Below are 24,987 nucleotides of genomic sequence, written 5' to 3' on the forward strand. Positions count from 1 at the left end.
AGTACAAAGCTTTTGCAGAATTTTCCACGTGGAAAAATGCTATGGTTTTGGGCTGAAAAACTCAGAAGTTGTATTTAATGCCTGTCTGCAGGCCTATGCTGCTAATAGGAAACCTTTGTCTGAATTCGGTTCTGGGTTCTGAAGGAGATTGCTGAGTAGGGAAGTTAAAAGTAGGATCATCTTCGTACTTTATTTCTTTTTGCGAAGTATTGAGGGTAGGTAGCTGGTTAACTCCATTGCGGGTTGATTTTGTTAGCATACCTTTTTCTGGGGCAAAGTTTATGTTATTGAAAGTGCCTTCAGTAAATATTGAGATTTTATCATTCAGCTTGAAATTTAAGCCAATTGCTGCCTGGAGGCCCAAGTGAGCACCACCAGAGTATTTAAATTTATTTTCTTCGGATTCGCCTTTAGAATTGGAAAACGATTGGGTGTGTTTTATGATTCCATTGGCTATAACTAAACCGATGCGCGTGTAGGGGTTAAGTTTTGGCAAATCAGTAGCAATAACCAGCGATGGTTGTACTAAAACTATCTGGCTTTGATAGGTATTTGTTAGGGAATATGAATAAGGTAAAACACTGGGATTATCACTGGTATAATTAACTTCCGATTTATATGTAGTCTTTTCGCCTGCCAGATAATTTATACCAAGTTCAAAACCAACATTGTTATTAAACATATACCCCAACGACCCTCCAAAAATGCCGCCTTGGCCAAGTTTTAAATTTACTCGTTCATATTTCTGGGAATTAGCAGGGTTAGCGACATCAGAATAATGCGTATTTTCAGTTGACTTAAATATAATACCTGAGTTTAAACCAAAATTGTACCCACCGCCCAGTTTTGCATAAAAACTTTGGGCCGGTGCCTCTACCGACAGACAAATCATAAGGCCGAAGGCTGCTGCAGCCTTTAATGTTTTTGATAAGATCATATTTATTGAAGCTAATAAGGGTATGCCATAAATATGATAACAATATGCGCGATTTGCAAACCTGCTTCAGATAATCCTTCAACTTTATAGCAATTCCTACAGTGCATTAAATAAAAAAAGCTTTGCTCCTTTTCAGAAGCAAAGCTTTTAGAAACGCTAAGGTTTTAACCCGAAAAACTAAAAGTTGTATTTCACGCCCAGGTTTATGCCTACGCTGCTAAAAGGCACGTTTTCTTTCAGACGTTCTCTTGGCATTGCTTCGCCTTTGTTGCTATCTACATAACTGTCTACGTAAACCGTTTCACGGTCGCGAACGGTAAGATAATGCATCGCATCGGTGCCGTTATAGCGGTAAGCAACTACTTCAGAGCGTTCGGGCGCATAGCTCAGGTTGCTCATGCTCAGTTCAGAAAAGAACGCCAGCTGATCGGACAGGCCAAATTCAACCCCCAAAGCACCTTGCAGACCTAAGCCCCAGCCGCCATTTTGTTCAATCTCCATCTCGGCTACCCCGTTTTGCGTGTATTCCAGTTCGTGCACCAGTTTGCCTTTAGCAGCCACCAGGCCAAATTTCGCGTAAGGGTTCAGGCCTTCTTTACCAGCCGAGATCACGATAGAAGGCTGAATTAAAAGCATCCGGGAATAATAAGTATCGTCTTCCACCCGGTTGCCATATACATTTTTGGATTCATTTTTTGCCCCGGCCAGGTAGCCAAAGCCCAGTTCAGCGCCAATATTAGGGTTGAACATATAGCCCAACGCTAAATTGCCCACCACACCTTTTCCGTAATTTAACTTGATACGCTCGATCTGACTGCCCGTAGTCTGCGTTACGGTGGCGGAGCCCATTCCAAACTGGTAGCCTGCGCCTAATTTCGCATAAGCGCCCTGCGCCTGGGCCGCTACCGATAATCCTAAAGAAAGTGTTGCAGCCAGGGCTACCTTTTTAATGTTACCTAATTTCATAAATGTTTAAAGATTTTAACTGAAGTAAGAAGCATACGCAAAATCTGTAAAAAGTTGCGGCGCCGCTTTTTCCACGTTATCAAAAACTAGGCCTGAAAAAAACGGTAGGGTTTAAACCTGAAAAACTAAAAGTTCACTTTCATGCCGAAGCCAAGGCCCACAGTGCTCATGGGTAAATGAATACGGTGCGCTTCGGTAATTTTAGTGGGCTCGCCTTTGGCGTTATAATCCTGGAAAAACTCATCGCTGAACGATACTTCCCTTTCATATTTATACATCATATCGGCGCCGTTTTCCTTTGCTCCGGTTATCATCCATTTCTCAGGCGCATAGCTCAGGTTGTGCATCGTAAATTCCATAAAAAAATCGATGTTCTCGTTTGCCTGCAGGGTAAGGCCGGCTGCGCTCTGGAAACCAAAACCATATCCGCCGCTATATTCCGCCGAGATCTCCCGCGAAAGATCGTAAAGCGCATCATACTGTTTTTCGTAGATCGTGCCGAAGGCCAGTAACATACCGAGTTTGGCATAAGGCTTCAATTTGCCGCTACCTGTGGTAAGCACCACCGCGGGTTGCAGCAGCGTCATCCGCGAATACGTCTCGTAGTTATTGGTTTCGGTAATGTAATATTCCGGATAATAATAACGGCTTTCAGTGGTTAATTTTCTGCCTTTTAAATAACCCAGGCCCATTTCTACTCCTATATTCCCGTTAAACATATACCCAAGCGCGACATTATAAACTGCGCCTTTCCCATAATTTATGCCTACGCGCTCGTTTCTGGTGGTTGACCCGCCGCTATTAATATTGCCCGAACCAGCATTTGCCGGGTTAGAGTCAAGCCCTAAATGATAAGAACCGCTGAGCTTTATATACTTGTTTTGGGCCTCCGAAGAAATTGCAGCAAAAGAAAAAAAGAAGGTGGTAACGCAGGCCAGTTTTAAAAACGAAAAGTTACGCATATAAGGTTTTGGGGGAAATTTTGAAGCCGCAAAGATGTTAACAGAAAACGTGACCTGCAATTTTGCTTCTTGTTATTTTTATTAATAGCTTTTAAAAACGCTAGGTTTTCCGGCCTAAAAAACTACTGAAACGCTATGCCTTTGACCGGAAAAAGCCAGGCAAGGACATAAAAAAACGGCTGCCAGGTTGTGGCAGCCGTTTGGTTAATATGGGCAGTTGTTTTATCTACAGCGTTCCCAGAATAAGCAGGATCAGACCGATCACGATCAAAATCACACCAATGTAACCGATGATCGGCACGATGATACCGAGTAAGAGGAAGATCAGACCCAATACGATCAGCAGTTTTACGGTAGCATCAATTTTTACGTCTTTGCCGTCTTTAATATCTTTTTTCAGTTGCTTCAGATCAGCTTTGGCTAATTTGAGCGCCTGTTTAGCCGCTTTTTTATCGGTAACCGTATTTTCTGTAGAAGTTTGTTTCGTAGATTTTGCCGCAGAAGTTTGCGCTAAAGCCGCCGCTGCCTGGGTATGGGCCGGGGCTAAATTGGCCGGCTCATCGCCGATGCTGGCAACCGCAGTTGGCTCTGCAGCCGGAGTATTTTCAGCAATAGCTACTGCCGTGGTTTTTTTCTCAGTACCGTGGTAACCGCCCGAATTTGGCGCAAACGTGTACATCTGGCTGGAGCAGGAACCTAAAAATGCCATGCTAAGCGTAGCCAAAGCCATTTTCAATCTAGTAAATTTTCTCATAATAGAATTAAAAATAAAAAAGTATCGATGCAAAGATAGCAATTCCCTATACTGACTAGCGCCTTTTCGGTTACTTTTCGGTAAAATAAATACCTCAAAAATAGATTAAGCTTTTTAGTTGCCAAAAACCGGAATACGGGTGCGGTTTATTTTCGCCACCTTTTTCACTTTCCGGGTCTCATATTTAGGCTCGGCCTGAAACGCTACTATTTTTACCGCCACATCCAGCCCGGTTACGGTATTGTGGTTTTCCACGCCTAGGTAAAGTGAGCCATCCTGCGTTTTAGGAGTTTGCGAAGCGGCAATTTTTCCGTAGGCGTTTATAATGGCATCGCCCTGGGCAAAACTGAACGGTTTGCGTTCCCCGTCTTTTTCGAAGGCAGCCGCAGCCTGCTTGTTCATGAACAGAAAGTCAATATAACCGCTCGATTTTACCTGCGGCAGTTCCGGCAATAAACCCATACCGAAAGCTACTACCGGGTTCATGCCCGAAGCAATGGCAGCCCCGCCTTTGGCCAGCGTTTTGGTAAGCGCTTCCATTTCTTTTACGCTCTCCTGCCCCACGCCCAGCCAGTAAACCCAATGCGCGGTATTGGCCGGAAGTTTAAACGGAACGGTAACGCGGCTCGGTTTGCCAATGCTGGCCTGCGAGAATACCCGGAACGTTTTATCTACTAGGATCTGCGGCTGAAAATCGGTTTTAACCAGCACTTTTTCGTTTGCAAAAGTAAACACGGTATCTTCCTGGGTTTTCCAGGTTACGTTGGCATTAAAACGCGCTGTGGCCGCCGAAGCCGGGATCCGTTTAATGGTCATCTTGCAGGTGCTAGACGCTTCGCCGGTACTCCGGATAATAAACTCGTAAACGGCCCTGGTTGGGATATGGAATTCCTGTTTTTTGATTTTGGAAATATTGCGTCCCGCATAAAGCACCGAACCCGAAGCAAATTCTTTGATATCTACTTCGTATTTGCCCTTTCCTTCTTCCATTTTCAGCTCCACCACCATTTTGTCTCCTTCCTGAAAGCCATAAAAGTAATTCGGCCAGTTGTAGCTTTTCCCGGCATTGTTTTTCTCCCAGTCGGTAGCCGCGCGCGTGCCCGGTACTGTAAAGGTAAGATCGGCTACAGTAATGGCATCTGGCCCGGCAAAACCTAAAACCGGCAACTGCCAGGCAATGAAAAGTAAGACCAACGGAAAAGTAAAACGTGCTTTCAAAACGGTATGTGAATTTGCTGAAAAAGTATAAACGCAGAATAAACGAATTAAGCTGCAAATATATCAGGGAATACCGCAGGTTACAGCACGAATTTCTGTTTAAGCTCTTTACCGGCCGAATCGAAGTTTATTCCCGGCTTTTTTGCTTTTTTTCGACTGAAATGGTATCGTATTTTGCTTTAAAACTACCGGGTCTATTCCCTTATGAATGCTGAAGCAGGACAAAGCAGGTTTAACGCAAAAAAAAATTCCTGCAGCTTTTTTCAGCCGCAGGAATTTGATCACTGTTTAACTTCAGTTTTAGTCTTTCTTCTTTTTATCTGAATATTGCTCGTAGCGTTCCGGGTCTTTCTTCTTGTCTTTCTTTTTACCTACGGCGGCCCCACCCACGGTACCGGCCGCGCCGCCAATAACCGCGCCTTTTTTGCCGCCAATAATCGCGCCGCCAACCGCTCCGGCTCCACCGCCAATAATCGCGCCTTTGCCTTTTTTACTCATGCCTTTTTTCTCATTTTTCGGGTTATCGTCGTCTTTGCCCTGCGCCTGTAACGAACCGGTATTCAGAAATAAAACGGTAAGCACCAGCGAAAGGCATATTCTTAAGTTTTTCATAGCTCAGGTATTTAACTGATTAATAATAGTTTACTCAGCTATTAAACGTTTGGAAACACCTGCTGGTTTAGTTCGTGATTTCACGATAGCCGGAAAATGCTATGGTTTGGAGTAGAAAAAGTGGCTTGGTAAAATTATTTACTAAAAGGCTATTATATCTCTAGAGTCAAGCCAGTCCATTATTTTTGATTGAACAATTTACGTTAAAACCAAGCCGGTTAAACATTCTTAAAAATAGCTATTCTTGAGAAACAGCCGTAGATAACTGCAACATTAAACAATGTTTGTTTTTTCCTGTTACCTAAATTTAACCCTATCTTCTCCTTTATTATGGCTATACACGAAACAAACGATGCCAGATTGCCTGATTTTGTCTGCAATAATCAGCGGGTAATTGTAAAATTTACCGGCAAAGAATGTGCAAAATGTGAAGAACTTGCCCCGGCTTATCTAGACCTTTCTGAACAGGAAGATTACAGTGGTATCAGATTTTTAAAACTGGACGCCGAAGATAACCCGATTGCAAGTAAAGAGGTAAGCCAGCACGGTACTCCTTTTATTGCCGCTTATCGTAACGGTGATTTAATAGGCCAGCAATTGGCTGCTTCTAAGGCTGACATGATAAAAATGCTTAATAGCCTGCTTTAAAGTAAGATAGTTGCCTTTTAAAGGTTATAGTAATTTAAAGTTTTAACGTATTTCTTAGTTTTATGGCTGTAAGAAAAGCAACAGACGCTGAACTGCGCATCCTTATTCACGCAAATGAAAAGGTTGTGGTAAAGTTCACAAAAAAAGACTGTGTTATTTGCGAGCGCATGGGGGTAACTTATAGCAGGCTTTCTGAAGAAAAGGAATTTAAAGACATTACTTTTCTACTTATGGATGCTATAGAAAACCCGGTTTCAGCGAAAGAAGTACATTTAACCGGAACCCCTTTCTTTGCCATCTATCAGAAAGGTTTTTTAACCAAGTGCAAACTAATCTCCGTTGAAGATGAATTAATTGACTTTTTGCACGAACTGCTTTCCAATAGTCATAATTTTAAAACCTCTTACCCAGTTTAAAATCAATCTTTTTCGTGCAGATCTTTACTGGTTTATCCTTTTACCAGAGTAAAAATCCAAAAGGTTGAGTATAAAGTAGTCGTTTATATTTTCTTTTTTACCCCCCAGATCATACAAAGTTCTTTTTTTATTATCACTGCCGTTTTAACTTTTTTCACCCGGCTAAAAACAATTCAGTTTTTAAATTTAGAGGTTAAAGAAATTTAGGAATAAACAACCTGGTGCCTTTTAAGCAGGTTATTCCTTGCATTTTTTTCAATTCCATAAGCTTACGGGCTTACTTTTCATCAGTCAACGTTGCGGCTTTGAGCATTTTTAATTTCTTAGCTTTTTTCCTGATGCATAGCTACCATATTTTCCTTGCTATTTGCCTGTTTTCAAAGTATTCCGGATAGATTAGTGCCTGAAAGAAATTAAGGTGCAGGTACCTGGTGCGCCAGACCCGGTTTCATTATATTGATGGTATGTGTATACATATTAAGAGAAAAAAAGGAAACGCGATCAAAGCACCAGTCATTAAAATTTTCTTTTTAAAATCAACGCCTTATACCTTAAGTGTCGTTAGCATACTTTCTGGGTTTAAATAAACTGGTTTTAATAACTATGAAACCGCATTGATTACCAATAAAAGTTAAAGCCCCTGTTTGTTATTGACAAACAGGGGCTTTGAAAATTAATATACCTAAGAATTAAAAATCGGACTTTCTCCACGCTGCTTTAGCAGATGTAGGCTATCTATAATTTTAAACTATCAGAAATCAGATTTAAAGGTTTTAATTTTAAAGTAGTTTTCAATTAATAACTTATCAGAATAATAAATTGTTAATTACTTTAATAAGAAGACCTAGTACTTGAATATGATATTTGTGCCGTTCCGGATCCACTTTTCATAAAAGGCATTGTCCTGGAATTCCCCGGAAACCAACACAGAATCACTTTCTGTTTCAGGAGTACGGGTGTTCATAAAGCCAGCAAGATGGTTTTGATTATTAGGTACCCAATCCTGCCCTTTTTTAAGTGCAATGCATAAGTACTCATTGGTTTTAGTATCAACTAAATATTTTCTGTTCATTTTTGGAGAGGTAAATTTGACAATTATGAATGTGCTGATAAAGCCCCGATGGCTGTGGCAGCATAAAAAAAGCCTTACCGGCGGTAAGGCTTTCTTCAATAGTTATATTTTAAACTAAGCGCGTTTTACGTTCACTGCGTTTAGTCCTTTTCTTCCTTCTTGCAGGTCAAAGCTTACCAAGTCATTTTCTCTGATCTCATCTACAAGGCCAGATACATGTACAAAGTATTCCTGATCTGAATTTTGCTCTTTAATAAAACCGAATCCTTTCAGGTCATTAAAGAATTTTACTGTTCCGTTATTCATATGGGGTTTCTTATTATATACCTATTACAAAGCTGCAGGTATATACGTTCATAATTTTATACAATATACAATAAATATTTTACAATTGGTATAATTCCCAACTAAAAAGGTTGAGCATTATCCTGATTATTAAAATTTTGATTGGTATCTTTTGTATTGGTTTAAAGGCCGAGCTGGTTGCCTTTTCTTTTCAAAGGATAACGCCTGTGCGGAATAAAATAAAAAAAGGCCTTCATCTTGCGATAAAGGCCTTTTGTAGTCCATAGGGGAATCGAACCCCTGTTACCAGAATGAAAATCTGGTGTCCTAACCCCTAGACGAATGGACCATCAAAACGTTCAAAACCAAAACGTTTGTAGGGAAAATAAAGCCCTACCACTTTCGAAGTAAGGCTTTACTCTAGGTAGCGGGAACAGGACTCGAACCTGTGACCTTTGGGTTATGAGCCCAACGAGCTACCAACTGCTCCATCCCGCACTGTTTGGTGATGCAAAAGTAGATAAAGATTTTGACTTTGCAAATATCTTACGAAATATTTTTCCAAAAAGTTAAAATTTACTTGCCAGGCCAAAGTGCACCCGCGAATTGCTCAGGCTCAGATTAGGCTGTAATTCCGATTTTCCAACTGAATAAATAAACTGAAAAACCCCCGCCGGGGTGCCGAAACTCACGCCGGCGCCAAATCCCAGCGGCAGATCATCGTTATACGAACCGGGTAGTTTCTGTTCATAATATGCCTGGTCGTAAAATAAAAGCAGGTAAGAATCTTCGGCGGTAAAAAAACGGTATTCCAGCGTGCCTAAAAAGTAAGTGGAAGCATAAAACTCAAAATCGTTGAAGCCACGCAGCAGATTCAAGCCACCCAGCCGGAACATATCGTTGCGGAAGATCTGGTCGTTTTGCACCGTTTCGCTGCGCAGGCGGGCGAGTAAAACGCCGTTCTTGCCAATAGGAGAATAATTTTCGAGCCGCAAACTACCGGTAAACTGCGTGCTCCGGAGTTTGAGGCTGTCGTAAATGCTTTGCGGTTCAATGGCGGCGTTGCGCGAAATTACTTTGTTGCCCAGCGCCACTTGTCCCGTGGCCAGGAACCCTTTTCTGGGAAAATAAAAATCGTCGAGGTTATTCCACAGATAAGCGCCGCCTAAAGCCGTGTATTTCACGTCAGCAAATTCCGGAATGGCCGTCAGGTTTTTCAGGTTTTCGGTGGAAAGCAAACGCGAATTCCGGGTTTCGCCGAAGAACGTGATCTTACCGTAGCGCGTGGTATAATACGAAAACTGCAGCCGCGGCTTGATGTTGATAAACGTAGTATCCTGCTTATAGAGGTTGAAATTAAACCCCATTTCCAGCGGCGAACCCAGAATGTTCGGCTGCAAATAATTGGCATCCAGGATCTGCGAATTGCGGTCTACTTTGCGCGCCTGCAAGCCCAGCTGAATGCCCGTGCCCTTAATATTGCGGATGTTGATATTGCCTTCCCAGATTAGAAGCGGTTTCTGGTTAGCTGCCCCTTCGTCGGGCGGCAAAACGCCTATCAGCGCATCGATCTGGTTGGCATTGCGGTCTTCGATAAAGTAATACAAACGCGCTTTATTTTCGGCAAAACGTACCTGCGGCCTTCTCGAAACGTTTAAATATGGTAACTGGCGCAGCAACTGGTAGGAGCTTTCCACTTTCCGGTGTTCGTAAGGCTGGCCCGGCCGGATCTGCAGATAGCGGCTCAGAAATTTCGCTTTTGTCTTGGTGCGGCCTTCCACCATTATAGAATCGAAGGTGATCAGCGGGCCGCGGTCTACTTTGGCAACCGCCTGGATCTGCCCGTTGTAAAGCCGAATAGAATCGAGTTTTACCGAAGCGAACGGATAACCGCTGTCTTCGGCATATTCCACCACGCGCTCCTGCAGTTTTACAAAATCGTCGGGCTTGAACGGCCGGTTGCGATAAAATCTTTCTTTAAAGCCCGATTTCTGCAACAAACCTTCGCTGATATTGCCGTTGGTTAAAGCCACCCATTTAAACGGCTGTCCCACGAACATATCCACAAAAAGGGTATCGTTTTTCAGGAAAAAAGTATCGGCCGAAGCGGTTAAATAAGCATCTTTCTGAAGCGCTAAAATCAAACCCCGAATTTCCTGCAAAGCGCTTAAAGAATCGGGGGCATCGCGTCTGAATTTATATTTTTTCAGCACCATCCGGTCGGCTTCCGAAGCGCGCAGTTTCAACGGAATTTTCTTGGCCGGCACGTTGGGCGGTTTAGGCTGCGCCGGCGGCAGGCCGGAAGGTTGGGTAGGCAGACTGGCGGGATTCTGCGCCTGCGCGGCCGGCAAAATGAGTGCAAAAACCAGAAACGCCGCAATTACTTTGTACCTTTGTGCGGTTTGGTTGCTGGTTGCTGGTTGCTGGTTGTTCGGGAAATTGGAAAATGCAGTTTTCAGCTTCCGGAAAGAAGTTTGGCGTAAGAAGAGAAACGAAAAAAAAGCCTGCATTTTAAAACCAATGGAACCAATAAGCAATTAAACGATAAAAACCTTAGTTTTCGTTTTCCGGGAACCGTTTTTTGAAAAACTGCTCACAAAAACGCTATGGTTTTGGTCTGAAAAAGTCAAGAAAACGGTATGGTTTTCAGCCAAAAAACGCAGAAATAAATTTCAACATTCCCTGATTTTTACATTCACTCATTCACTCATTCTCTCATTCAATCATTCTCACATTAGCACATTAAAAAATTAGCACATTAAACATGGCCGGTATCTATTTTCACATTCCGTTTTGCAAGCAAGCCTGCCACTACTGCGATTTTCATTTCAGCACCAATACCACCGCACTGCCGCAAATGGTTTCGGCTATTTGTAAAGAACTGGAACTGCGCAAAGGTTACTTAGCCGGCGAAGCGATCAAAACCATTTACTTCGGCGGAGGCACGCCTTCCCTCCTGCCCGCCACGAGTTTACAAGCCATTTTCGATACCGTTTTCCAGCATTATAACGTAATTCCCGGCGCCGAAATAACCCTTGAAGCCAACCCCGACGACCTGACTTCTGCCAAGATCCAGGAACTGAAACAGCTTTCCATCAACCGCCTGAGCATCGGTACACAATCGTTTCACGGGCCGCATTTAAGCTTAATGAACCGCGCACACAATTCCCGGGAAGCCCTGCAAAGCATCCGCGAAGCGCAAAAAGCCGGTTTCAACAACATCTCCATCGATCTGATCTACGGCATTCCCGCGCCTGAACACACGCTCTGGCGACAGGACCTGGAACAACTTTTCGCGCTCAATGTGCAGCATATTTCCTGTTACGCTTTAACCATAGAACCGCAAACCGTACTCGGCAACTGGACCAGAAAAGGTAAATTCAAACCCGCCGAAGACGAATTTACCGCCCAGCAATTCGAGATCTTGCTCAAAGAAATGAAAAAGCACGGCTACATCCAGTACGAAATTTCCAACTTCTGCCAGCCCGGTTTCGAATCGAAGCACAACAGCAGTTACTGGCAGGGCGTGAAATACCTCGGCATCGGGCCCAGCGCGCATTCGTTCAACGGAAATTCGCGGCAGTTCAACGTAGCGCATAATTTCCAGTACATGGCCGCTTTAGAAAAAAATGAACTGCCTTTCACGCTCGAAAAACTTTCCCTGGAAGACCAGGCCAACGAATACGTACTCACCACGCTACGCACCATCTGGGGCACCGATTTGGGTTATCTGAAAAATCAGTTCGGGCTCGATCTGCTGGTTTCGCAACAGGCCTATTTAGCCGAATTACAGCAAAAGAACTTAGCCGAAATTGTTGATAATAAACTCAAGCTCACCGACACCGGAAAATTACTAGCCGACCAGATCGCGCTCGATCTGTTTGTGTTACCGAAGGATTAGCTTATATTTAGAGGCTGAAAAACGCTGAACGTATGAATTTTTTCCGGAGCCTGTTTATTTTTTGCCTCTTTGGTTCTTTAACTGGTTGCAGTATTTTGCTGGACGGAATAAATGCTGCCGGCGAAAAATGGTTTGCCGACGATTACGTTTTTACCAGCGCCGATGGCACCACCAACCGCTACTGGAATCTGGCCAAAGACAGAAAGGCTAAGCTAAAAGCAGATAGTATTCACCTCCAAAAGTTCGATGTAAGTGCAATTTTGTTGCACGACACTACAGCCCGGAACCGGAAGCACATGGAGCTTACGGTTAACGATTTAAAGCAGATCGCTGCTCAAAATCAGATTACCCTTTTTGTGAGTTGGTATCCGGCGTGCGGGCCAAGCATGCAGTCCAATATTAATCCGACAATAAAAATGCTGAGCCAGCTCAAGAAAGACGGAATAGTATTTAATGGAAAGCAGGTGGGCTTGGTTATGGGAAGTATTTCTTATGATTTCTATTACATTGATCAATATTTCAATAAATTGAGATTCCCGTACCAAAGCTATATCATTCCCTCACCGGTTTACCCTGAGAAAATTTCGATTAAGAAAATTTTCTTTAACCGCGAGCTTTGCCCCGAATGCTACGCCACCGAGAAAGACGATATCGAAAAATATTTTTTATTTGCCATCGATAAAGATGGAAAGGTGATCGATAAAGTAGGTTCCCGTTACGACGGTACCTCCATAACGCCCGATCTGGAGAAATTCGCCCAAAGAATAAAGGCTTCCATTCTTTAAAAAACTTCCCCATCTTCACATTCTATCACTCTCTCATTCAATCATTCTCTCATTAAGAAAAATGCAGGCCACCATCACGCACCACGGAAAACCATACCAGTTCTCGCCGGAAAACCCCTTAGATATTTCGCTGCCGTTAAAACCCGGGCCCGAAAATGTAAATTGTTTCTGGGCCGAGCCGGTAGCTTTCGATACCATTAGAATGGGTAGTTTTGTAGGCAGCGTGGCCGAAGGTGGCTGTACCAATTACCAGCGCGTGCACCTTACGCCGCACGGCAACGGCACCCACACCGAATGTTTCGGCCATATTTCCCCCGACCCGGAAGCTACGCTCTATAACTGCCTGAAACGCTTCTTATTCATGGCCCAGCTGCTTTCGGTTACCCCGCAAAAGCAGCCCAACGGCGACCTGGTTGTGATGCTGGAAGACGTAAAACCATATTTCAGCCCAGAAAACCCGGAAGCTTTCATTATCCGGACGTTGCCAAATACTGACACCAAGAGAACCACGCAATATTCCGGCACCAACCCCACGTATTTAGAACCGGCTTTGGCGCAATTCCTGGTTGAGAACGGCATAGAACACTTGCTTGTAGACCTGCCCAGCGTAGACCGCGAAGAAGACAACGGCGAGCTTTTGGCGCACCATGCGTTCTGGCAATACCCGCATAATACCCGCAGAAATGCCACCATCACCGAACTTATTTTTGTGCCCGACTCCGTAAAAGACGGCCTGTATTTGCTGAACCTGCAGGTGACAAGTTTAACCTTGGATGCAAGCCCCGGCAAACCCGTTTTATATACCCTGAGTGCCGTTTAGAGCTTTTAAATTAGCTAGATTTTGATCTGAACAATTGTCCTGCAAATCCTTTGATCCTGAAAATTCCGATCTAAAACGCTATACTTTTCAACCTGAAAACTGCCCTTATTTCCTAGCGTAACATCCTGTAAATAAAGCGGTTTTGAAAATAAATTTTGTTTTCGTTTAAATGCCGCTTACCTTTGTAACATTATGATCAACTATTCGCAAAATATGTTCTGTGTGATTTGCATGAAGCGCCACTACCTGGCTGCCGAAGGGAACCTTATTGCGTAACGAAAAAGAATTAATTCGATAAGCATACAGAAGCCCTTCGGTGAACCCGGGGGGCTTTTTTTATTTCTTATTAATAAACCTTAGAATGAAGATTTACTCAAATATTGTCCGTTTCCGCTTTATCTGCAAGCAAATGCATTGCATGAAAAAGTGCTGTATCCCGGCTCGAAGCCTTACCCTGGCATATTTGTAAATAATGCATACAAATTAAAACCAACCAAGCCCTTCGAGCCACCGCCGGAGGGCTTTTTTATTTTTTTCAACTAAATTTTTTAACCATTAACCATTTACCCGTATGAACACTGCAAACCTCACCAATCAAACCTATCCGCAAGCATTAGTTTCTGTAAATTCCGTTAATTCTGTACCCAAACACGTTGAGTGTAAACAGCATATTATGGTACCCGAAGTTGCTAAAACACGCCTTTTCCGCCTGCAGCAGGCCCCGGAAAAACCACCTATACTCGATCAGGTAATACAACTGCTCCGAAGTCATGGGTTTTCTGAACGTGATTTCCGGATAGGAATTACCGGTTTCGGGGACGTGAAAACGCACTTAGCTGAAATTGGCCTGGTAAGCACTACACCCGGTTTTTACAACCTGCACGTTGGCGGCAACCGCAAGGGCGATCAGCTCAATAAAATTTACAGCATCAACGTTCCGGAAAATACAATCCTGGACGAACTGAGCGAATTATTGTCGTTTTTTAAAATTGCCCGCCAGACGGGAGAAAGATTCGGTGAGTTTGTAAGCCGGAAGCAATTAGTTTAACCAAAGAAAGATCATGAAAATAGCCATAGATGAATTGTTGGAAGCCATGGATAATGCCGCTGCCAAAACCCTGGGCCGCCAGCAACTAAACCTGAAATATGCAGGCCTCAACCTGAAAGAATCGCAGGATAAATCGGTTCTGAAGCTTTCCGGCAACACCCTAATTATTGAGCCGCAGATCCTGGAAGCCGGAGAAGCCAACGTTGCCATGAAGATCACGATCCGGCAGCGCAGCTTTTCGGGAGAAGTTTCGGGGGTTTTAACCGCGCAGCTCAATTTTATCCGGATGCCCATCAGCAACTTCTTCCCGGAAGAAATAGCCGAAAACATTGCCGTGTTCACCACGCTTTCGCTGAATTAAAACCTGCTGACGCATACAAACAAAAAGGAGAGCTTACAGGCTCTCCTTTTCTATCTATCCTGCCACTTACGGCAGAAACGAATATCTGTTAAATTTTTATTAAATGGCTATACATTCTTAAACGGCCGTTTTACTTTTCAGGTTGCAAAGCATAGCGTTTTAGATCAGGATTTTTGTCTGAACACAATTTTTAAGATTCAGGGATGAACAGGATCGGATTTTTGTAAGGGCACCTTTGTGGGTGCCCTTTTTCATTATATTTCAAATAAGCAGATTTGCCACCTTTCGCCAGCGCTGCGTCCCTGAAAATCACGCTATCCGGAAAACTAAAATAAAAGAAAGCTCGCTACGGAGGAAACCGACACCAGTTTCTGTTCCAAAGACTTTAGAGGAATACGGTGCCGCAGGCAGGCCGCCTGAGGCCAGTTTGCCTCCACGGCTTTGGAATAGAAACGAAGCTACCCGGCTTGAGGGAGAAGGTTTAATTAATAATTAAGAACTAAAGCAAGCTATGAAAAAAATGCCTAAAAGTCCTCCCCTGATTTAGGGGAGGATTTAGGTGGGGTCAAACGGTATCCTTTTAAGGCAAAAAGTCAATAGCAAGCCAACTACTAAGCTAATGAGGTTTGGCTCCGCCGAACCTGCGGTTTCTCCTCTCGTCGGGATGACGAAGAAAAACGGTATGCATTATAGTTAAAAAACTACTATCCGCCAACGAGGTCCTCTCGTTCAGAATAACCAAAAAAATATAAAATCAAACAGCCTGTAAAATGAAAAAGCCCTGCATTTCTACAGGGCTTTCTCTCGGTAATTTAACCAGCTCGAAAACCGGTTTAAATTACTTACATTATCTTATACGGTTAAGCTTGCGCTTCGGTTTCAAATGGAATTACCGAAACGATAGAACGGTCTTTACGACCTTTCTTAAATTCAACCACACCATCAACCATTGCAAATAATGTATGGTCTTTGCCCATGCCTACGTTCAGGCCCGGGTGGTGCGCAGTACCGCGCTGACGAACGATGATGTTACCAGCAATTAACTGCTGACCACCGTAGATTTTAACGCCCAGGCGTTTGGAATGCGACTCACGGCCGTTGTTCGAACTACCAGCTCCTTTTTTGTGTGCCATTTTCTTTTACAATTTATTCTAACCGGTAAGGTCAGAAAGGTTTTTAAATTTTTTTAACTGAAAGATCTCCGGAAAATTAACCGATCTTCTCGATCATCACCTTGGTGTAATCCTGGCGGTGACCATTTTTCTTCTTGTAACCTTTACGGCGCTTTTTCTTGAAAACGATAATTTTATCGCCTTTCACGTGCCCTAAAATTTTGCCAGTCACTTTCAGATTCAGGAATGGTGCACCGATGCTCAGTTTACCATCATTGTCAGTAAGTAATACATTGGCGAACTCAACGGCGTCCCCTTCTTTGCCGGAAAGCTTGTTAGTGTAGATGAACTTGCCGTTCTCTACTTTGGTCTGGCGACCTGCGATTTCTACAATTGCGTACATCAGCTTCTATGTAAATTTGTTTAAGACTGCAAAAGTACTCACTTGCAGGTAAATAACCAAACCCAGTCAGACATATTTTCTTTCAGGCTTTCTATATGCATCAATCTATATATTGATATGTTCTCCCGCTATCCACAAATTAGTATTTTTTGCCTGTGTATAGAACTTTAAGCAGCTGAAAATTAAGCTTCTGAAAGCTGTGGAGAAATACCGTTTTTTGTGGATAAATTTCAAGCCCTATCTTCCGGAAACCTGCCTATATTTGAACTCCTTTTTCAGCAAGGCTTTAGTAGCTTTGTTAAGTGGAAAGAACCGCAAAACCCGAACCCCGGTCTTGGTTTTGTTGTTTTAAATATGTGTAAGTTGTTGAAAATTAATTAATTATCTGCTATGGAACCCATTCTGAGAGAAAACCCGAACCGCTTTGTTTTGCTGCCGATTCAGTACGACAACGTGTGGAAGATGTATAAACAAGCCCAGGCCAGCTTTTGGACGGCGGAAGAGATAGACCTTTCTTCGGATACCAAAGATTGGGAAAATATGAACGATGGCGAGCGTCATTTTATCTCGCACGTGCTGGCCTTCTTTGCCGCTTCCGATGGTATTGTGAACGAGAACCTGGCCATCAATTTCATGCAGGAAGTGCAGATCCCGGAAGCGCGTTGTTTCTATGGTTTCCAGATCATGATGGAGAATATTCACTCCGAAACCTATTCGCTCCTGATCGATACCTACATCAAAGACCCGAAAGAAAAAGATTATTTATTCAACGCGCTGGAAACGGTGCCTTGCGTGAAGAAAAAAGGCGAGTGGGCCCTTAAATGGATCAACTCCGAAAACTTTACCGAGCGTTTAATTGCGTTTGCGGCCGTAGAAGGCATTTTCTTCTCGGGTTCGTTCTGCTCTATTTTCTGGCTGAAGAAACGTGGTTTAATGCCGGGTCTCACTTTCTCTAACGAACTTATTTCCCGCGACGAAGGCCTGCACTGCGATTTCGCCTGCCTGCTGTACTCCATGCTGGAAAACAAGCTGCCGGAAAGCCGTCTGCACGAGATCATTAAAGACGCGGTAACCATTGAACAGGAATTCGTAACTGATGCGCTGCCGGTTTCTTTAATTGGTATGAACGCCGCTTTAATGAACCAGTACATCGAGTTCGTAGCCGACCGTCTGTTGGTTTCTTTGGGTGCCTCCAAGATCTACAACGCCACCAATCCGTTCGATTTCATGGAAATGATCTCGTTGCAAGGCAAAACCAACTTCTTCGAAAAACGCGTGGGCGAATACCAGAAAGCCGGCGTGATGAGCGAACGCGGCGACAACCTGTTCTCTTTGGACGAAGATTTTTAAGGTTCGGAAGTTTTTTAAGTCTGAACACGATTTAAGGATTTTTAAGATTGCCAGGATTTTTGAATGCGATCGTAGGGACAGGTTGCGACCTGTGCGCAGGCACATTGCGACAAAGCGCCAGGCTTTTAACCCGAAAAACTGCCTCTTAACCGCTTAAAATAAAACGATGAATAAAGCCAAAGTAATAGCCACGCTCATCAGCCTTCCGGAAGAATTCAAAACCGAAGAACTGATCGAGAAACTTTTATTCCTGGAACAAGTGGAGAAAGGCGTGCAGGAAGTAAAGGAAGGCAAAACCGTTCCTTTTGCAGAAGTAAAACAACAGTTCAATTTCTCTTTAAACTAAGATGAAAACACTGAAGAAATTTGCCTTGCTTGGTTTGGTAGCGCCGCTGCTTTTCTCGCTGCTGTCTTTTACTAATGCTGTTGCTGGAGAGGGAAGTTTGGTAGCAATTAAAGTTTATGAAAAAAGTGGTAAGGATAGAATTGCCATTTATGCAGATGAAGAGGTTACTGAAATTAAGCTTGAAAATGGATCTGACAATGTTTCTAGAGATAAAAATCTAGCAACTATTTCAAAGACTATAGAACAGTACTTAAAAGAAGGCTATAAAATTCAAGCAACTAGTAGTGCTGATTTTAACGGGCATATAGCTACCACCTACATCCTAACCAAATGAAACTACTGAAAAAATCGATACTCCTGAGCTTGGTAGCACCGCTGCTTTTCTCACTGCTGTCTTTTACAAATGCAGTTGGCGGAGGAGAAGTAGTAACTATAAGAGTTTATGAAGAAGGAGCAACGGGCAGTATTATTATTTATTCCAATGGGACTACTTCTAAAACCAAACTTGATACTAGTTCCAGAGATAAAGTTGTGACAACTATTTCGCAAACTCTTGAGCAATATTTAAAAGCAGGGTTTAAAGTTGAAACTTCTAATTCAGCTCATACAGGAAGCACTAATACAGGTATTATGACCACCTACATCCTAACCAAATGAAACTACTGAAGAAATCTATACTCCTGAGCCTGGGAGCGCCGCTGCTTTTCTCACTGCTATCTTTTACAAATGCAATAGCTGGAGAAGGGAAAGTAGTAACAATTAGAGTTTATGAAACCTGTAAACTATGTGGTAGCTGGTCACCTAAAATTCAGGTAGTAGAAGATGGAAACTCCAGAATTATCGCACTTGAAAAATTTGAGCCTAAACAGCCTGAGCTGAGTAAAAATCTGGAAACGATAAATACTGTTTTAGAAGAATATATTAAGAAAGATTACAAGATTTCAGCTTTTACAAGTGAAGCGGCTGCAACATTTATGATAACCACCTACATCCTAACCAAATAAACCACCACTTTCCACCCTCAAATCACTACCGTTTCCACAAAAATAATTGCACCAAAAACGATAGGGTTTTAAAGCAAAAAAGTAAAATCTCCGTAAAAGCTTTTAGCTATATAGCAAATTGCTTTTTAACCACCAAAAACGAAATAATTGTAGAAACAGGCCTTTCCAGCCTGCGAAAACCAATAAAAAAGGAAAAATATGTTAGTAGTAAAAAGAGACGGCAGACGCGAGTCGGTTAAGTTTGATAAAGTAACGGCGCGGGTAGAAAAACTCTGCTACGGCCTGAATATGACCTATGTGTCACCGATCGAGGTGGCCAAAAAGGTAATTGATGGTATTTACGACGGCGTTACTACCGTGGAGCTGGATAACCTGGCTGCCGAAACCGCTGCCTCGCTTACCACCAAGCACCCCGATTACGCCATTTTAGCAGCGCGGATCGCGGTTTCTAATTTGCACAAGGTTACGAGCAAATCGTTCTTCAACACCATGAAGCAACTATACACCTACGTAGACCCGAAGACCGGCGAAAATGCTGCGCTGCTTTCCCGCGAAGTGTTCGAAGTAATAAAGAAACACGCTGCCGTGCTGGATTCTTCTATCCTTTACGACCGCGATTATTCCTACGATTATTTCGGTTACAAAACCTTAGAGCGTTCTTACTTACTGCGTTTGAACGGCAAGATCGTAGAGCGTCCGCAGCACATGCTTATGCGCGTAGCCGTGGGTATTCACAAAGACGATATCGATTCGGCCATTGAGACTTACAACCTGATGTCGGAGCGTTGGTTTACGCACGCTACGCCAACGTTATTCAACGCCGGAACTCCCAAGCCGCAGCTTTCTTCCTGCTTCCTGTTAACCATGAAAGAAGACAGCATTGCCGGTATTTACGACACGCTGAAAAACTGCGCCATGATCTCGCAAAGTGCGGGCGGTATCGGTTTATCGGCCAGCTCTATCCGGGCAACGGGTTCTTATATTAAAGGCACGAATGGCACGTCCAACGGCCTGGTACCCATGCTGAAAGTGTTCAACGACACCGCCCGCTACGTAGACCAGGGCGGTGGCAAGCGTAAAGGTGCTTTCGCGGTTTATTTAGAGCCGTGGCACGCCGATGTGTTCGAATTCCTGGATCTGCGCAAGAACCACGGCAAGGAAGAAATGCGCGCCCGCGATTTGTTTTACGCCCTTTGGATCCCGGATCTTTTCATGAAGCGCGTGGAAGCCAACGGCGACTGGACGCTGATGTGCCCGCACGAATGCCCGGGCCTGGAAACCTCGCACAGCAAAGATTTCGAGCGTTTGTATGAAAAATACGAGCGGGAAGGCCGCGGCCGGAAAACCATTAAAGCGCAGGAACTTTGGTTTGCTATTCTGGAAAGCCAGACCGAAACCGGTACGCCGTACATGCTGTTTAAAGACCACGCCAACGCGAAATCGAACCAGCAGAACTTAGGTACCATCAAGTCGTCGAACCTGTGCACCGAAATTATCGAGTACACGGCACCGGACGAAATTGCGGTTTGTAACCTGGCTTCTTTGGCCTTGCCACGCTACGTGGTGGAAGATGCAAACGGTAAAAAACATTTCGACCACAAGAAACTGTACGACGTAACCTACCACGCTACCAAAAACCTGAACAAGGTAATTGATATTAATTATTACCCGGTAGAAGAAGCGAAAAACTCGAACATGCGCCATAGACCAATTGGTTTGGGTGTGCAGGGTTTAGCGGATACGTTCATTCATTTGCGCATGCCTTTTGAAAGCGAAGAAGCGGCGCAACTGAACAAAGATATTTTCGAGACCATTTACTTCGCGGCCATGACGGCTTCGAAAGACCTGGCCAAGAAAGATGGTCCGTACCAGACGTTTGAAGGTTCGCCAATTTCGCGCGGTATCTTCCAGTTCGATATGTGGGGCGTGAAACCGGAAAGCGGCCGCTGGGACTGGGAAGCGTTGCGGAACGAAGTAATGGAGCACGGTGTGCGCAACTCTTTATTAGTAGCGCCAATGCCAACTGCTTCTACGGCGCAGATCCTGGGCAACAACGAAAGCTTCGAGCCTTATACTTCTAATATTTACGTGCGCCGCGTACTGAGCGGGGAATTCATGGTGGTGAACAAACACCTGCTGAAAGACCTGATCAAGCTGAACATCTGGAACGACAATATGAAGAACCAGATCATTGCAGCGAACGGCTCGATCCAGAACATCCCGAACATTCCGCAGAACATTAAAGATCTGTACAAAACGGTATGGGAGATCAAGCAAAAAACCATTATCGATCTGAGTGCTGACCGTGGGGCGTACATCTGCCAGAGCCAGAGCTTAAACCTGCACGTACAGAACCCGAACTTCGGCAAGCTGACCTCCATGCACTTCCACGCCTGGAAACGCGGCCTGAAAACCGGTATGTATTACCTGCGCACCAAAGCCGCCGTAGATGCTATCAAGTTTACGGTAGAAAAACAAGCCGCCGAAACCCTGACGCCGATGATCAACGCCAAAGTTGAAGCCAGCCAAGGGTATTCCGATATGCAATGCAGTTTGGATGATCCGGATAGCTGTGAGGCTTGTGGTAGCTAATTTACATTAAAGGAAAAAAGGAGGCTTAGTTGCCTCCTTTTTTTTACAAAATAACCATTTATTTAATGTTGAATATAACTGCTTAAAAACGGCAGAAAGGAGATTTATTGTCCAAATTTTAGAGATCTGAAACTATGAAATTAATAAAAGCTATCATCTCAAATTTTAGAGGAATTGGAGAACCAAGAGAAATTCATTTTGATGATTATAATGTAATTGTTGGGAAAAATGATGCAGGCAAATCAACTATTCTTAAAGCTCTAGATTTATTCTTAAATGATTCTGAAGCTAGTAAAGACATAATAAATATTCATGCTGATTCTACCTTAGTAGATATAGAATTGATATTTGATCCGAGATTAAAGAAAATTCTGATTGATGATTCTGTCGAAACCACTTTTGAAGAAGAAGAATTGGTAAATGAAGAAGGATTTCTACATATTAAGAAGGTTTGGAATACTCAACTCTCCAAAGTTTCAGCAGAAACCTATTTAAAACGGAAGAAATATTTAACAAATGATTTTGTCTTATCTTCTGAAAAAGATTTAATGGCAATCTGCAAGAAATTTGATATTGAAACATCGAAAGGCAATGGAGAAGCATTTAATAATGTTGAAAAAAGGACTAAAATAAGAGAACATTTAGTTACCCTTGAGCCAAAAGAAAGTTATGTGTACGAATATGAAAAGCTTCCTACATCGGGCACGAGTAGATTAAAGCTTATAGGGGATACAATAAAAAAAATCTTACCAAGGTTTGAATACTTTAAAGCAGATGCATCTCTTTCAGAATCAGATACTGCCATTCAAAATTATTTTAAGAAGCTTTCTGAAAATAAGATTAAGGAATTGGATACTGATGCAATTGAAAGTTCTATAAGAGATTCAATTGGTAGTGTGTTGAACCAGATCTCAAGCAAGATTAACCAAGTACTTTCTGAAGATGAAAAAGTAGAACCTGAAATTAAATTTGACTGGTCAAAGTTAATTACAACAAATTTCAAAAGCGCCAATCAAGATAAAAGTATTCCGCTAAAATTTCGTGGTGATGGTTTTAGAAGAATTACAATGATGGCTTATTTTGAATATTTAGCTGAAGAATCTCGAAATGAACATCAGAATATAATTTTTGGATTTGAAGAACCTGAAAGCTTTCTTCATCCTTCTGCTCAAGAAGGTCTATTTGAGAAGCTTAAATCAATAAGTGAAAATGGCTATCAGGTATTTTTAACGACACATTCTCCTACCATAGTTTCATTTTCAGATAGGGACAAAATAATTCATATTCGAAAAGAAGATGGCCAATATTTTGTTTACCAATCCATTTCTGATTTTACAGAAATAGTAAATGATTTAGGAATAAATCTTAAAAATCAGTTAATCTCAGAGTTTGATAAAGCCCAATTATTACTTTTGGTTGAAGGACCTGATGATGTAAGGGCAATGAATTACACTTCAGAAATCTATAGCCAAAATAACTTAGTAACAGAAACCTTTGCTGCCTTGAAGGTAATTTTAATTCCAGCCGGCGGTTGTGATAGTATTAAGCACTGGGTTACTTTCAGTTTACTGCAACAATTTAATAAGCCATATCATATTATTTTAGATTCTGACAAGAACTGTGAGGATGAAGTATCTCCAAACCTGACGAAACTTTTGAAATTAAACTTCGAAGAAAATATAGATTTTACCATTTGGAAAAAGAGGAGCATTGAAAATTACATCAATATAAGAACCTTAAAAAGAAAGATTACCGAATTAGAAATCGAATTTGATTCTTGGACAAACGTAAAGAGTTTATGCAAAACTCATCCAAAGACAATAAAGCTTGGAGGTAGTGAAATTGCAAGAACTCACTTTACAAGCCAGAACTTTGAAGAACTAAGAGAATCTTTTGAATACGAAGGTGGTGATGAGTTTCTTGATATTTATAATCAGATAAAAGCAAAACTTATGTCTAATTCCGAGCCATCAATTTTAAGTAATGTTTCTGAAATTACTTTGATGAATCCTGGAGCGCAAGAAGAACAATAGACTTAGTAGTAAAAAGCCCGATGCCTAGGCACTGGGCTTTTTACTTTTTCGAGCCAAAACCATAGCGTTTTCCTTCGCACAAAAGCCCAATTATTTTTCGTTAACTTTATTACTGGAAAGGCAGTAAATTTAAAAGCACCTTTTCTTTCGTTATGCCAGCCCAAAGCCTAAAAGATATTCTGATCCAACGCATCCAGTCCATAAACGACGAAGCTTTCCTCAACGCCCTTAAAGTTATGACCGATGCCAAAATTGAACACGACCATTACCAGTTAAGCCAATTCGAACAGGAGAAAATATCAAAAGCCCGGCAGCAACACACCAACGGTGAAACTTCCAGCCACGATGAAGTAAAAGGCGAAATAGACTCATGGTTAAAAAGCGCATAGTCTGGGCAAAAGAAGCAAAAGCAGATTTCAAAGCCACGCTTCAATTCTACACCAAGAGAAATGGCAGCCCTGATTACAGCCGCAAACTGGCCGATGAGATCCTGACTTTAATAGAAAAGCTTCCAGCCAATAATTTCTTAGGCCGTGAAACGTCAGATCCGCATGTAAGGCTTTTGGTAAAAGGCATGTTCTCCATTTTCTACGAAGTGAAAGATGCTGAAATTGTGATCCTGATGGTTTGGGATGGTAGAAGAAATCCGGATGAATTAGCAGATTATATCAAATAAAAGTAAAAAGCCCGGCGCACCTACACCGGGCTTTCACTTTTTAAGGTCTAAACCATAGCGTTTTTCCTGCTGAACTTCAGGTCATTTTTCTTCTTTGGCTATAAGCTGAAACCAGTTCACCAAATAAAACCCTGAACAAAATACCCATCACTTGAAGCTGCGTATGCGTACTACTTAAAAAGTATCAGGCGTTACCACTTTATTCTTATGCAGCGCGATTTTCAGAATGGTTTAAAGCAAACTATTGTTCATTTAGAATACTGCGAAGCTGAAAGGTATATTTATGCCGCGTTTACCGATTTTCAATCGTTGCCGGTATTAAAGGAGGCCTGCGAGGCAGCACTCAGAATTATCCGGGAAAAAGGCTGTACCAAAATTTTAAGCGATAACTCCGGAATGCTTGGCGGCAAAGATTTCGGTTATGATTATATATTGACCGAATTTGCTCCAAAGGCTATTTCTTACGGCTTAAAGTATTTTGCTTATGTAACGCCGCCAGCAATTGGTAATCCGCAAACGGTAAAGAAACTGGAAGTTACCTTTCCGCCCGAACTGGAGTTTATGCTTTTCGATACGGCAGAAGAAGCCCGAAAATGGTTGCTGAGCCGTTAAACTTTTCTGACCTGCTGAATCCGAAAAGCTCCTGCTAGCGCATGGGGCTTTTACTTTTTCAGGCCTAAACCATA

The 24,987-nt window shown here is 42.7% G+C and carries 28 protein-coding genes and 2 tRNA genes; 17 read left to right on the forward strand and 13 right to left on the reverse strand.

Features of this window, described 5'->3' with window-relative positions; genetic code table 11:
- Positions 1-61: 61 nt before the first annotated feature.
- The 6 genes from I5M27_RS11445 to I5M27_RS11470 all read right to left on the reverse strand — a co-directional run bounded on the left by I5M27_RS11445 (position 62) and on the right by I5M27_RS11470 (position 5,449).
- Positions 62-937, reverse strand: a complete 876-nt coding sequence (locus I5M27_RS11445) for an outer membrane beta-barrel protein (protein WP_200506349.1) — start codon at positions 935-937, stop codon at positions 62-64.
- A 177-nt stretch (positions 938-1,114) separates the two neighbouring features.
- Positions 1,115-1,903, reverse strand: coding sequence for an outer membrane beta-barrel protein (locus I5M27_RS11450; protein ID WP_200506350.1), 789 nt, complete (start codon positions 1,901-1,903; stop codon positions 1,115-1,117).
- 125 nt (positions 1,904-2,028) lie between these two features.
- On the reverse strand, positions 2,029-2,865 hold the full coding sequence (locus tag I5M27_RS11455) for an outer membrane beta-barrel protein (protein WP_200506351.1): 837 nt from the start codon (positions 2,863-2,865) through the stop codon (positions 2,029-2,031).
- Positions 2,866-3,091: 226 nt separating this feature from the next.
- Entirely contained in the window at positions 3,092-3,619 is a 528-nt protein-coding gene (locus tag I5M27_RS11460) for a hypothetical protein (protein WP_200506352.1), read from the reverse strand.
- Between the two features lie 114 nt (positions 3,620-3,733).
- Complete coding sequence (locus I5M27_RS11465) at positions 3,734-4,837, reverse strand: hypothetical protein (RefSeq protein WP_200506353.1); 1,104 nt, start codon at positions 4,835-4,837, stop codon at positions 3,734-3,736.
- Positions 4,838-5,137: 300 nt separating this feature from the next.
- Complete coding sequence (locus I5M27_RS11470; RefSeq protein ID WP_200506354.1) at positions 5,138-5,449, reverse strand: YMGG-like glycine zipper-containing protein; 312 nt, start codon at positions 5,447-5,449, stop codon at positions 5,138-5,140.
- Between the two features lie 330 nt (positions 5,450-5,779).
- Between I5M27_RS11470 and I5M27_RS11475 the strand changes: the two genes are divergently transcribed.
- Complete coding sequence (locus I5M27_RS11475) at positions 5,780-6,097, forward strand: thioredoxin family protein (RefSeq protein WP_262896450.1); 318 nt, start codon at positions 5,780-5,782, stop codon at positions 6,095-6,097.
- A 62-nt stretch (positions 6,098-6,159) separates the two neighbouring features.
- Positions 6,160-6,513: a thioredoxin family protein gene (locus I5M27_RS11480; protein WP_200506356.1), complete on the forward strand. Its 354-nt coding sequence runs from the start codon at positions 6,160-6,162 to the stop codon at positions 6,511-6,513.
- Positions 6,514-7,357: 844 nt separating this feature from the next.
- Here the strand turns inward: I5M27_RS11480 and I5M27_RS11485 are convergent.
- The 5 genes from I5M27_RS11485 to I5M27_RS11505 form a co-directional block, all read right to left on the reverse strand.
- Complete coding sequence (locus I5M27_RS11485; protein ID WP_200506357.1) at positions 7,358-7,585, reverse strand: hypothetical protein; 228 nt, start codon at positions 7,583-7,585, stop codon at positions 7,358-7,360.
- A gap of 114 nt (positions 7,586-7,699) precedes the next feature.
- On the reverse strand, positions 7,700-7,891 hold the full coding sequence (locus I5M27_RS11490) for a cold-shock protein (RefSeq protein WP_200506358.1): 192 nt from the start codon (positions 7,889-7,891) through the stop codon (positions 7,700-7,702).
- 256 nt (positions 7,892-8,147) lie between these two features.
- Positions 8,148-8,219 (reverse strand) — tRNA-Glu (locus I5M27_RS11495).
- Positions 8,220-8,295: 76 nt separating this feature from the next.
- Positions 8,296-8,368, reverse strand: a tRNA-Met gene (locus I5M27_RS11500).
- Positions 8,369-8,439: 71 nt separating this feature from the next.
- A complete protein-coding gene (locus I5M27_RS11505) occupies positions 8,440-10,380 on the reverse strand; it encodes a BamA/TamA family outer membrane protein (protein WP_200506359.1) in 1,941 nt (646 codons plus the stop codon).
- Positions 10,381-10,634: 254 nt separating this feature from the next.
- On the opposite strand from I5M27_RS11505, the gene hemW reads away from it, so the two are divergent.
- The 5 genes from hemW to I5M27_RS11530 all read left to right on the forward strand — a co-directional run bounded on the left by hemW (position 10,635) and on the right by I5M27_RS11530 (position 14,785).
- The gene (gene hemW, locus I5M27_RS11510) at positions 10,635-11,771 is read left to right on the forward strand and encodes a radical SAM family heme chaperone HemW (RefSeq protein ID WP_200506360.1); all 1,137 of its coding nucleotides are present in this window, start codon (positions 10,635-10,637) and stop codon (positions 11,769-11,771) included.
- Between the two features lie 32 nt (positions 11,772-11,803).
- Positions 11,804-12,556: a hypothetical protein gene (locus tag I5M27_RS11515; RefSeq protein WP_200506361.1), complete on the forward strand. Its 753-nt coding sequence runs from the start codon at positions 11,804-11,806 to the stop codon at positions 12,554-12,556.
- Between the two features lie 61 nt (positions 12,557-12,617).
- Positions 12,618-13,376, forward strand: coding sequence for a cyclase family protein (locus tag I5M27_RS11520; RefSeq protein ID WP_200506362.1), 759 nt, complete (start codon positions 12,618-12,620; stop codon positions 13,374-13,376).
- A gap of 571 nt (positions 13,377-13,947) precedes the next feature.
- Positions 13,948-14,424 carry a hypothetical protein gene (locus I5M27_RS11525; protein WP_200506363.1) on the forward strand — a complete coding sequence of 159 codons (477 nt, stop codon included), beginning with the start codon at positions 13,948-13,950 and terminating at the stop codon, positions 14,422-14,424.
- Positions 14,425-14,437: 13 nt separating this feature from the next.
- Positions 14,438-14,785 carry a hypothetical protein gene (locus tag I5M27_RS11530; RefSeq protein ID WP_200506364.1) on the forward strand — a complete coding sequence of 116 codons (348 nt, stop codon included), beginning with the start codon at positions 14,438-14,440 and terminating at the stop codon, positions 14,783-14,785.
- Positions 14,786-15,645: 860 nt separating this feature from the next.
- Here the strand turns inward: I5M27_RS11530 and rpmA are convergent.
- Positions 15,646-15,918, reverse strand: a complete 273-nt coding sequence (rpmA, locus tag I5M27_RS11535) for a 50S ribosomal protein L27 (protein ID WP_200506365.1) — start codon at positions 15,916-15,918, stop codon at positions 15,646-15,648.
- Positions 15,919-15,994: 76 nt separating this feature from the next.
- Entirely contained in the window at positions 15,995-16,300 is a 306-nt protein-coding gene (gene rplU, locus I5M27_RS11540) for a 50S ribosomal protein L21 (protein ID WP_200506366.1), read from the reverse strand.
- A gap of 390 nt (positions 16,301-16,690) precedes the next feature.
- Between rplU and I5M27_RS11545 the strand changes: the two genes are divergently transcribed.
- The 10 genes from I5M27_RS11545 (at position 16,691) to I5M27_RS11590 (ending at position 24,913) form a co-directional block, all read left to right on the forward strand.
- Positions 16,691-17,650: a ribonucleoside-diphosphate reductase small subunit gene (locus tag I5M27_RS11545; protein ID WP_200506367.1), complete on the forward strand. Its 960-nt coding sequence runs from the start codon at positions 16,691-16,693 to the stop codon at positions 17,648-17,650.
- Positions 17,651-17,816: 166 nt separating this feature from the next.
- On the forward strand, positions 17,817-17,996 hold the full coding sequence (locus I5M27_RS11550) for a hypothetical protein (protein WP_200506368.1): 180 nt from the start codon (positions 17,817-17,819) through the stop codon (positions 17,994-17,996).
- Position 17,997: 1 nt separating this feature from the next.
- Entirely contained in the window at positions 17,998-18,330 is a 333-nt protein-coding gene (locus I5M27_RS11555; protein ID WP_200506369.1) for a hypothetical protein, read from the forward strand.
- Positions 18,327-18,653 (forward strand): hypothetical protein, encoded by a 327-nt coding sequence (locus tag I5M27_RS11560; protein WP_200506370.1) that lies wholly within the window; start codon positions 18,327-18,329, stop codon positions 18,651-18,653. Before I5M27_RS11555 ends, I5M27_RS11560 begins: the two co-directional genes overlap by 4 nt.
- Entirely contained in the window at positions 18,650-19,000 is a 351-nt protein-coding gene (locus I5M27_RS11565; protein WP_200506371.1) for a hypothetical protein, read from the forward strand. The genes I5M27_RS11560 and I5M27_RS11565 overlap by 4 nt, the downstream gene beginning before the upstream one ends.
- A gap of 198 nt (positions 19,001-19,198) precedes the next feature.
- A complete protein-coding gene (locus I5M27_RS11570; RefSeq protein ID WP_200506372.1) occupies positions 19,199-21,592 on the forward strand; it encodes a ribonucleoside-diphosphate reductase subunit alpha in 2,394 nt (797 codons plus the stop codon).
- Between the two features lie 134 nt (positions 21,593-21,726).
- Complete coding sequence (locus tag I5M27_RS11575; RefSeq protein ID WP_200506373.1) at positions 21,727-23,625, forward strand: ATP-dependent nuclease; 1,899 nt, start codon at positions 21,727-21,729, stop codon at positions 23,623-23,625.
- A gap of 152 nt (positions 23,626-23,777) precedes the next feature.
- Positions 23,778-24,014: a hypothetical protein gene (locus I5M27_RS11580; RefSeq protein WP_200506374.1), complete on the forward strand. Its 237-nt coding sequence runs from the start codon at positions 23,778-23,780 to the stop codon at positions 24,012-24,014.
- On the forward strand, positions 23,996-24,301 hold the full coding sequence (locus I5M27_RS11585; protein ID WP_200506375.1) for a type II toxin-antitoxin system RelE/ParE family toxin: 306 nt from the start codon (positions 23,996-23,998) through the stop codon (positions 24,299-24,301). Before I5M27_RS11580 ends, I5M27_RS11585 begins: the two co-directional genes overlap by 19 nt.
- A gap of 207 nt (positions 24,302-24,508) precedes the next feature.
- Positions 24,509-24,913, forward strand: coding sequence for a hypothetical protein (locus I5M27_RS11590; protein ID WP_200506376.1), 405 nt, complete (start codon positions 24,509-24,511; stop codon positions 24,911-24,913).
- Positions 24,914-24,987: the final 74 nt, after the last annotated feature.

It is taken from the genome of Adhaeribacter terrigena, assembly GCF_016623615.1.
Classification (GTDB): domain Bacteria; phylum Bacteroidota; class Bacteroidia; order Cytophagales; family Hymenobacteraceae; genus Adhaeribacter_A; species Adhaeribacter_A terrigena.

Bases quoted from the DNA above. Each gene is read 5' to 3' on its own strand.
- I5M27_RS11445 (WP_200506349.1), bottom strand. From the start codon at position 937: ATGATCTTATCAAAAACATTAAAGGCTGCAGCAGCCTTCGGCCTTATG.
- I5M27_RS11450 (WP_200506350.1), bottom strand. From the start codon at position 1,903: ATGAAATTAGGTAACATTAAAAAGGTAGCCCTGGCTGCAACACTTTCT.
- I5M27_RS11455 (WP_200506351.1), bottom strand. From the start codon at position 2,865: ATGCGTAACTTTTCGTTTTTAAAACTGGCCTGCGTTACCACCTTCTTT.
- I5M27_RS11460 (WP_200506352.1), bottom strand. From the start codon at position 3,619: ATGAGAAAATTTACTAGATTGAAAATGGCTTTGGCTACGCTTAGCATG.
- I5M27_RS11470 (WP_200506354.1), bottom strand. From the start codon at position 5,449: ATGAAAAACTTAAGAATATGCCTTTCGCTGGTGCTTACCGTTTTATTT.
- I5M27_RS11475 (WP_262896450.1), top strand. From the start codon at position 5,780: ATGGCTATACACGAAACAAACGATGCCAGATTGCCTGATTTTGTCTGC.
- I5M27_RS11480 (WP_200506356.1), top strand. From the start codon at position 6,160: ATGGCTGTAAGAAAAGCAACAGACGCTGAACTGCGCATCCTTATTCAC.
- I5M27_RS11485 (WP_200506357.1), bottom strand. From the start codon at position 7,585: ATGAACAGAAAATATTTAGTTGATACTAAAACCAATGAGTACTTATGC.
- I5M27_RS11490 (WP_200506358.1), bottom strand. From the start codon at position 7,891: ATGAATAACGGAACAGTAAAATTCTTTAATGACCTGAAAGGATTCGGT.
- I5M27_RS11505 (WP_200506359.1), bottom strand. From the start codon at position 10,380: ATGCAGGCTTTTTTTTCGTTTCTCTTCTTACGCCAAACTTCTTTCCGG.
- hemW (WP_200506360.1), top strand. From the start codon at position 10,635: ATGGCCGGTATCTATTTTCACATTCCGTTTTGCAAGCAAGCCTGCCAC.
- I5M27_RS11515 (WP_200506361.1), top strand. From the start codon at position 11,804: ATGAATTTTTTCCGGAGCCTGTTTATTTTTTGCCTCTTTGGTTCTTTA.
- I5M27_RS11520 (WP_200506362.1), top strand. From the start codon at position 12,618: ATGCAGGCCACCATCACGCACCACGGAAAACCATACCAGTTCTCGCCG.
- I5M27_RS11525 (WP_200506363.1), top strand. From the start codon at position 13,948: ATGAACACTGCAAACCTCACCAATCAAACCTATCCGCAAGCATTAGTT.
- I5M27_RS11530 (WP_200506364.1), top strand. From the start codon at position 14,438: ATGAAAATAGCCATAGATGAATTGTTGGAAGCCATGGATAATGCCGCT.
- rpmA (WP_200506365.1), bottom strand. From the start codon at position 15,918: ATGGCACACAAAAAAGGAGCTGGTAGTTCGAACAACGGCCGTGAGTCG.
- rplU (WP_200506366.1), bottom strand. From the start codon at position 16,300: ATGTACGCAATTGTAGAAATCGCAGGTCGCCAGACCAAAGTAGAGAAC.
- I5M27_RS11545 (WP_200506367.1), top strand. From the start codon at position 16,691: ATGGAACCCATTCTGAGAGAAAACCCGAACCGCTTTGTTTTGCTGCCG.
- I5M27_RS11550 (WP_200506368.1), top strand. From the start codon at position 17,817: ATGAATAAAGCCAAAGTAATAGCCACGCTCATCAGCCTTCCGGAAGAA.
- I5M27_RS11555 (WP_200506369.1), top strand. From the start codon at position 17,998: ATGAAAACACTGAAGAAATTTGCCTTGCTTGGTTTGGTAGCGCCGCTG.
- I5M27_RS11560 (WP_200506370.1), top strand. From the start codon at position 18,327: ATGAAACTACTGAAAAAATCGATACTCCTGAGCTTGGTAGCACCGCTG.
- I5M27_RS11565 (WP_200506371.1), top strand. From the start codon at position 18,650: ATGAAACTACTGAAGAAATCTATACTCCTGAGCCTGGGAGCGCCGCTG.
- I5M27_RS11570 (WP_200506372.1), top strand. From the start codon at position 19,199: ATGTTAGTAGTAAAAAGAGACGGCAGACGCGAGTCGGTTAAGTTTGAT.
- I5M27_RS11575 (WP_200506373.1), top strand. From the start codon at position 21,727: ATGAAATTAATAAAAGCTATCATCTCAAATTTTAGAGGAATTGGAGAA.
- I5M27_RS11580 (WP_200506374.1), top strand. From the start codon at position 23,778: ATGCCAGCCCAAAGCCTAAAAGATATTCTGATCCAACGCATCCAGTCC.
- I5M27_RS11585 (WP_200506375.1), top strand. From the start codon at position 23,996: ATGGTTAAAAAGCGCATAGTCTGGGCAAAAGAAGCAAAAGCAGATTTC.
- I5M27_RS11590 (WP_200506376.1), top strand. From the start codon at position 24,509: ATGCAGCGCGATTTTCAGAATGGTTTAAAGCAAACTATTGTTCATTTA.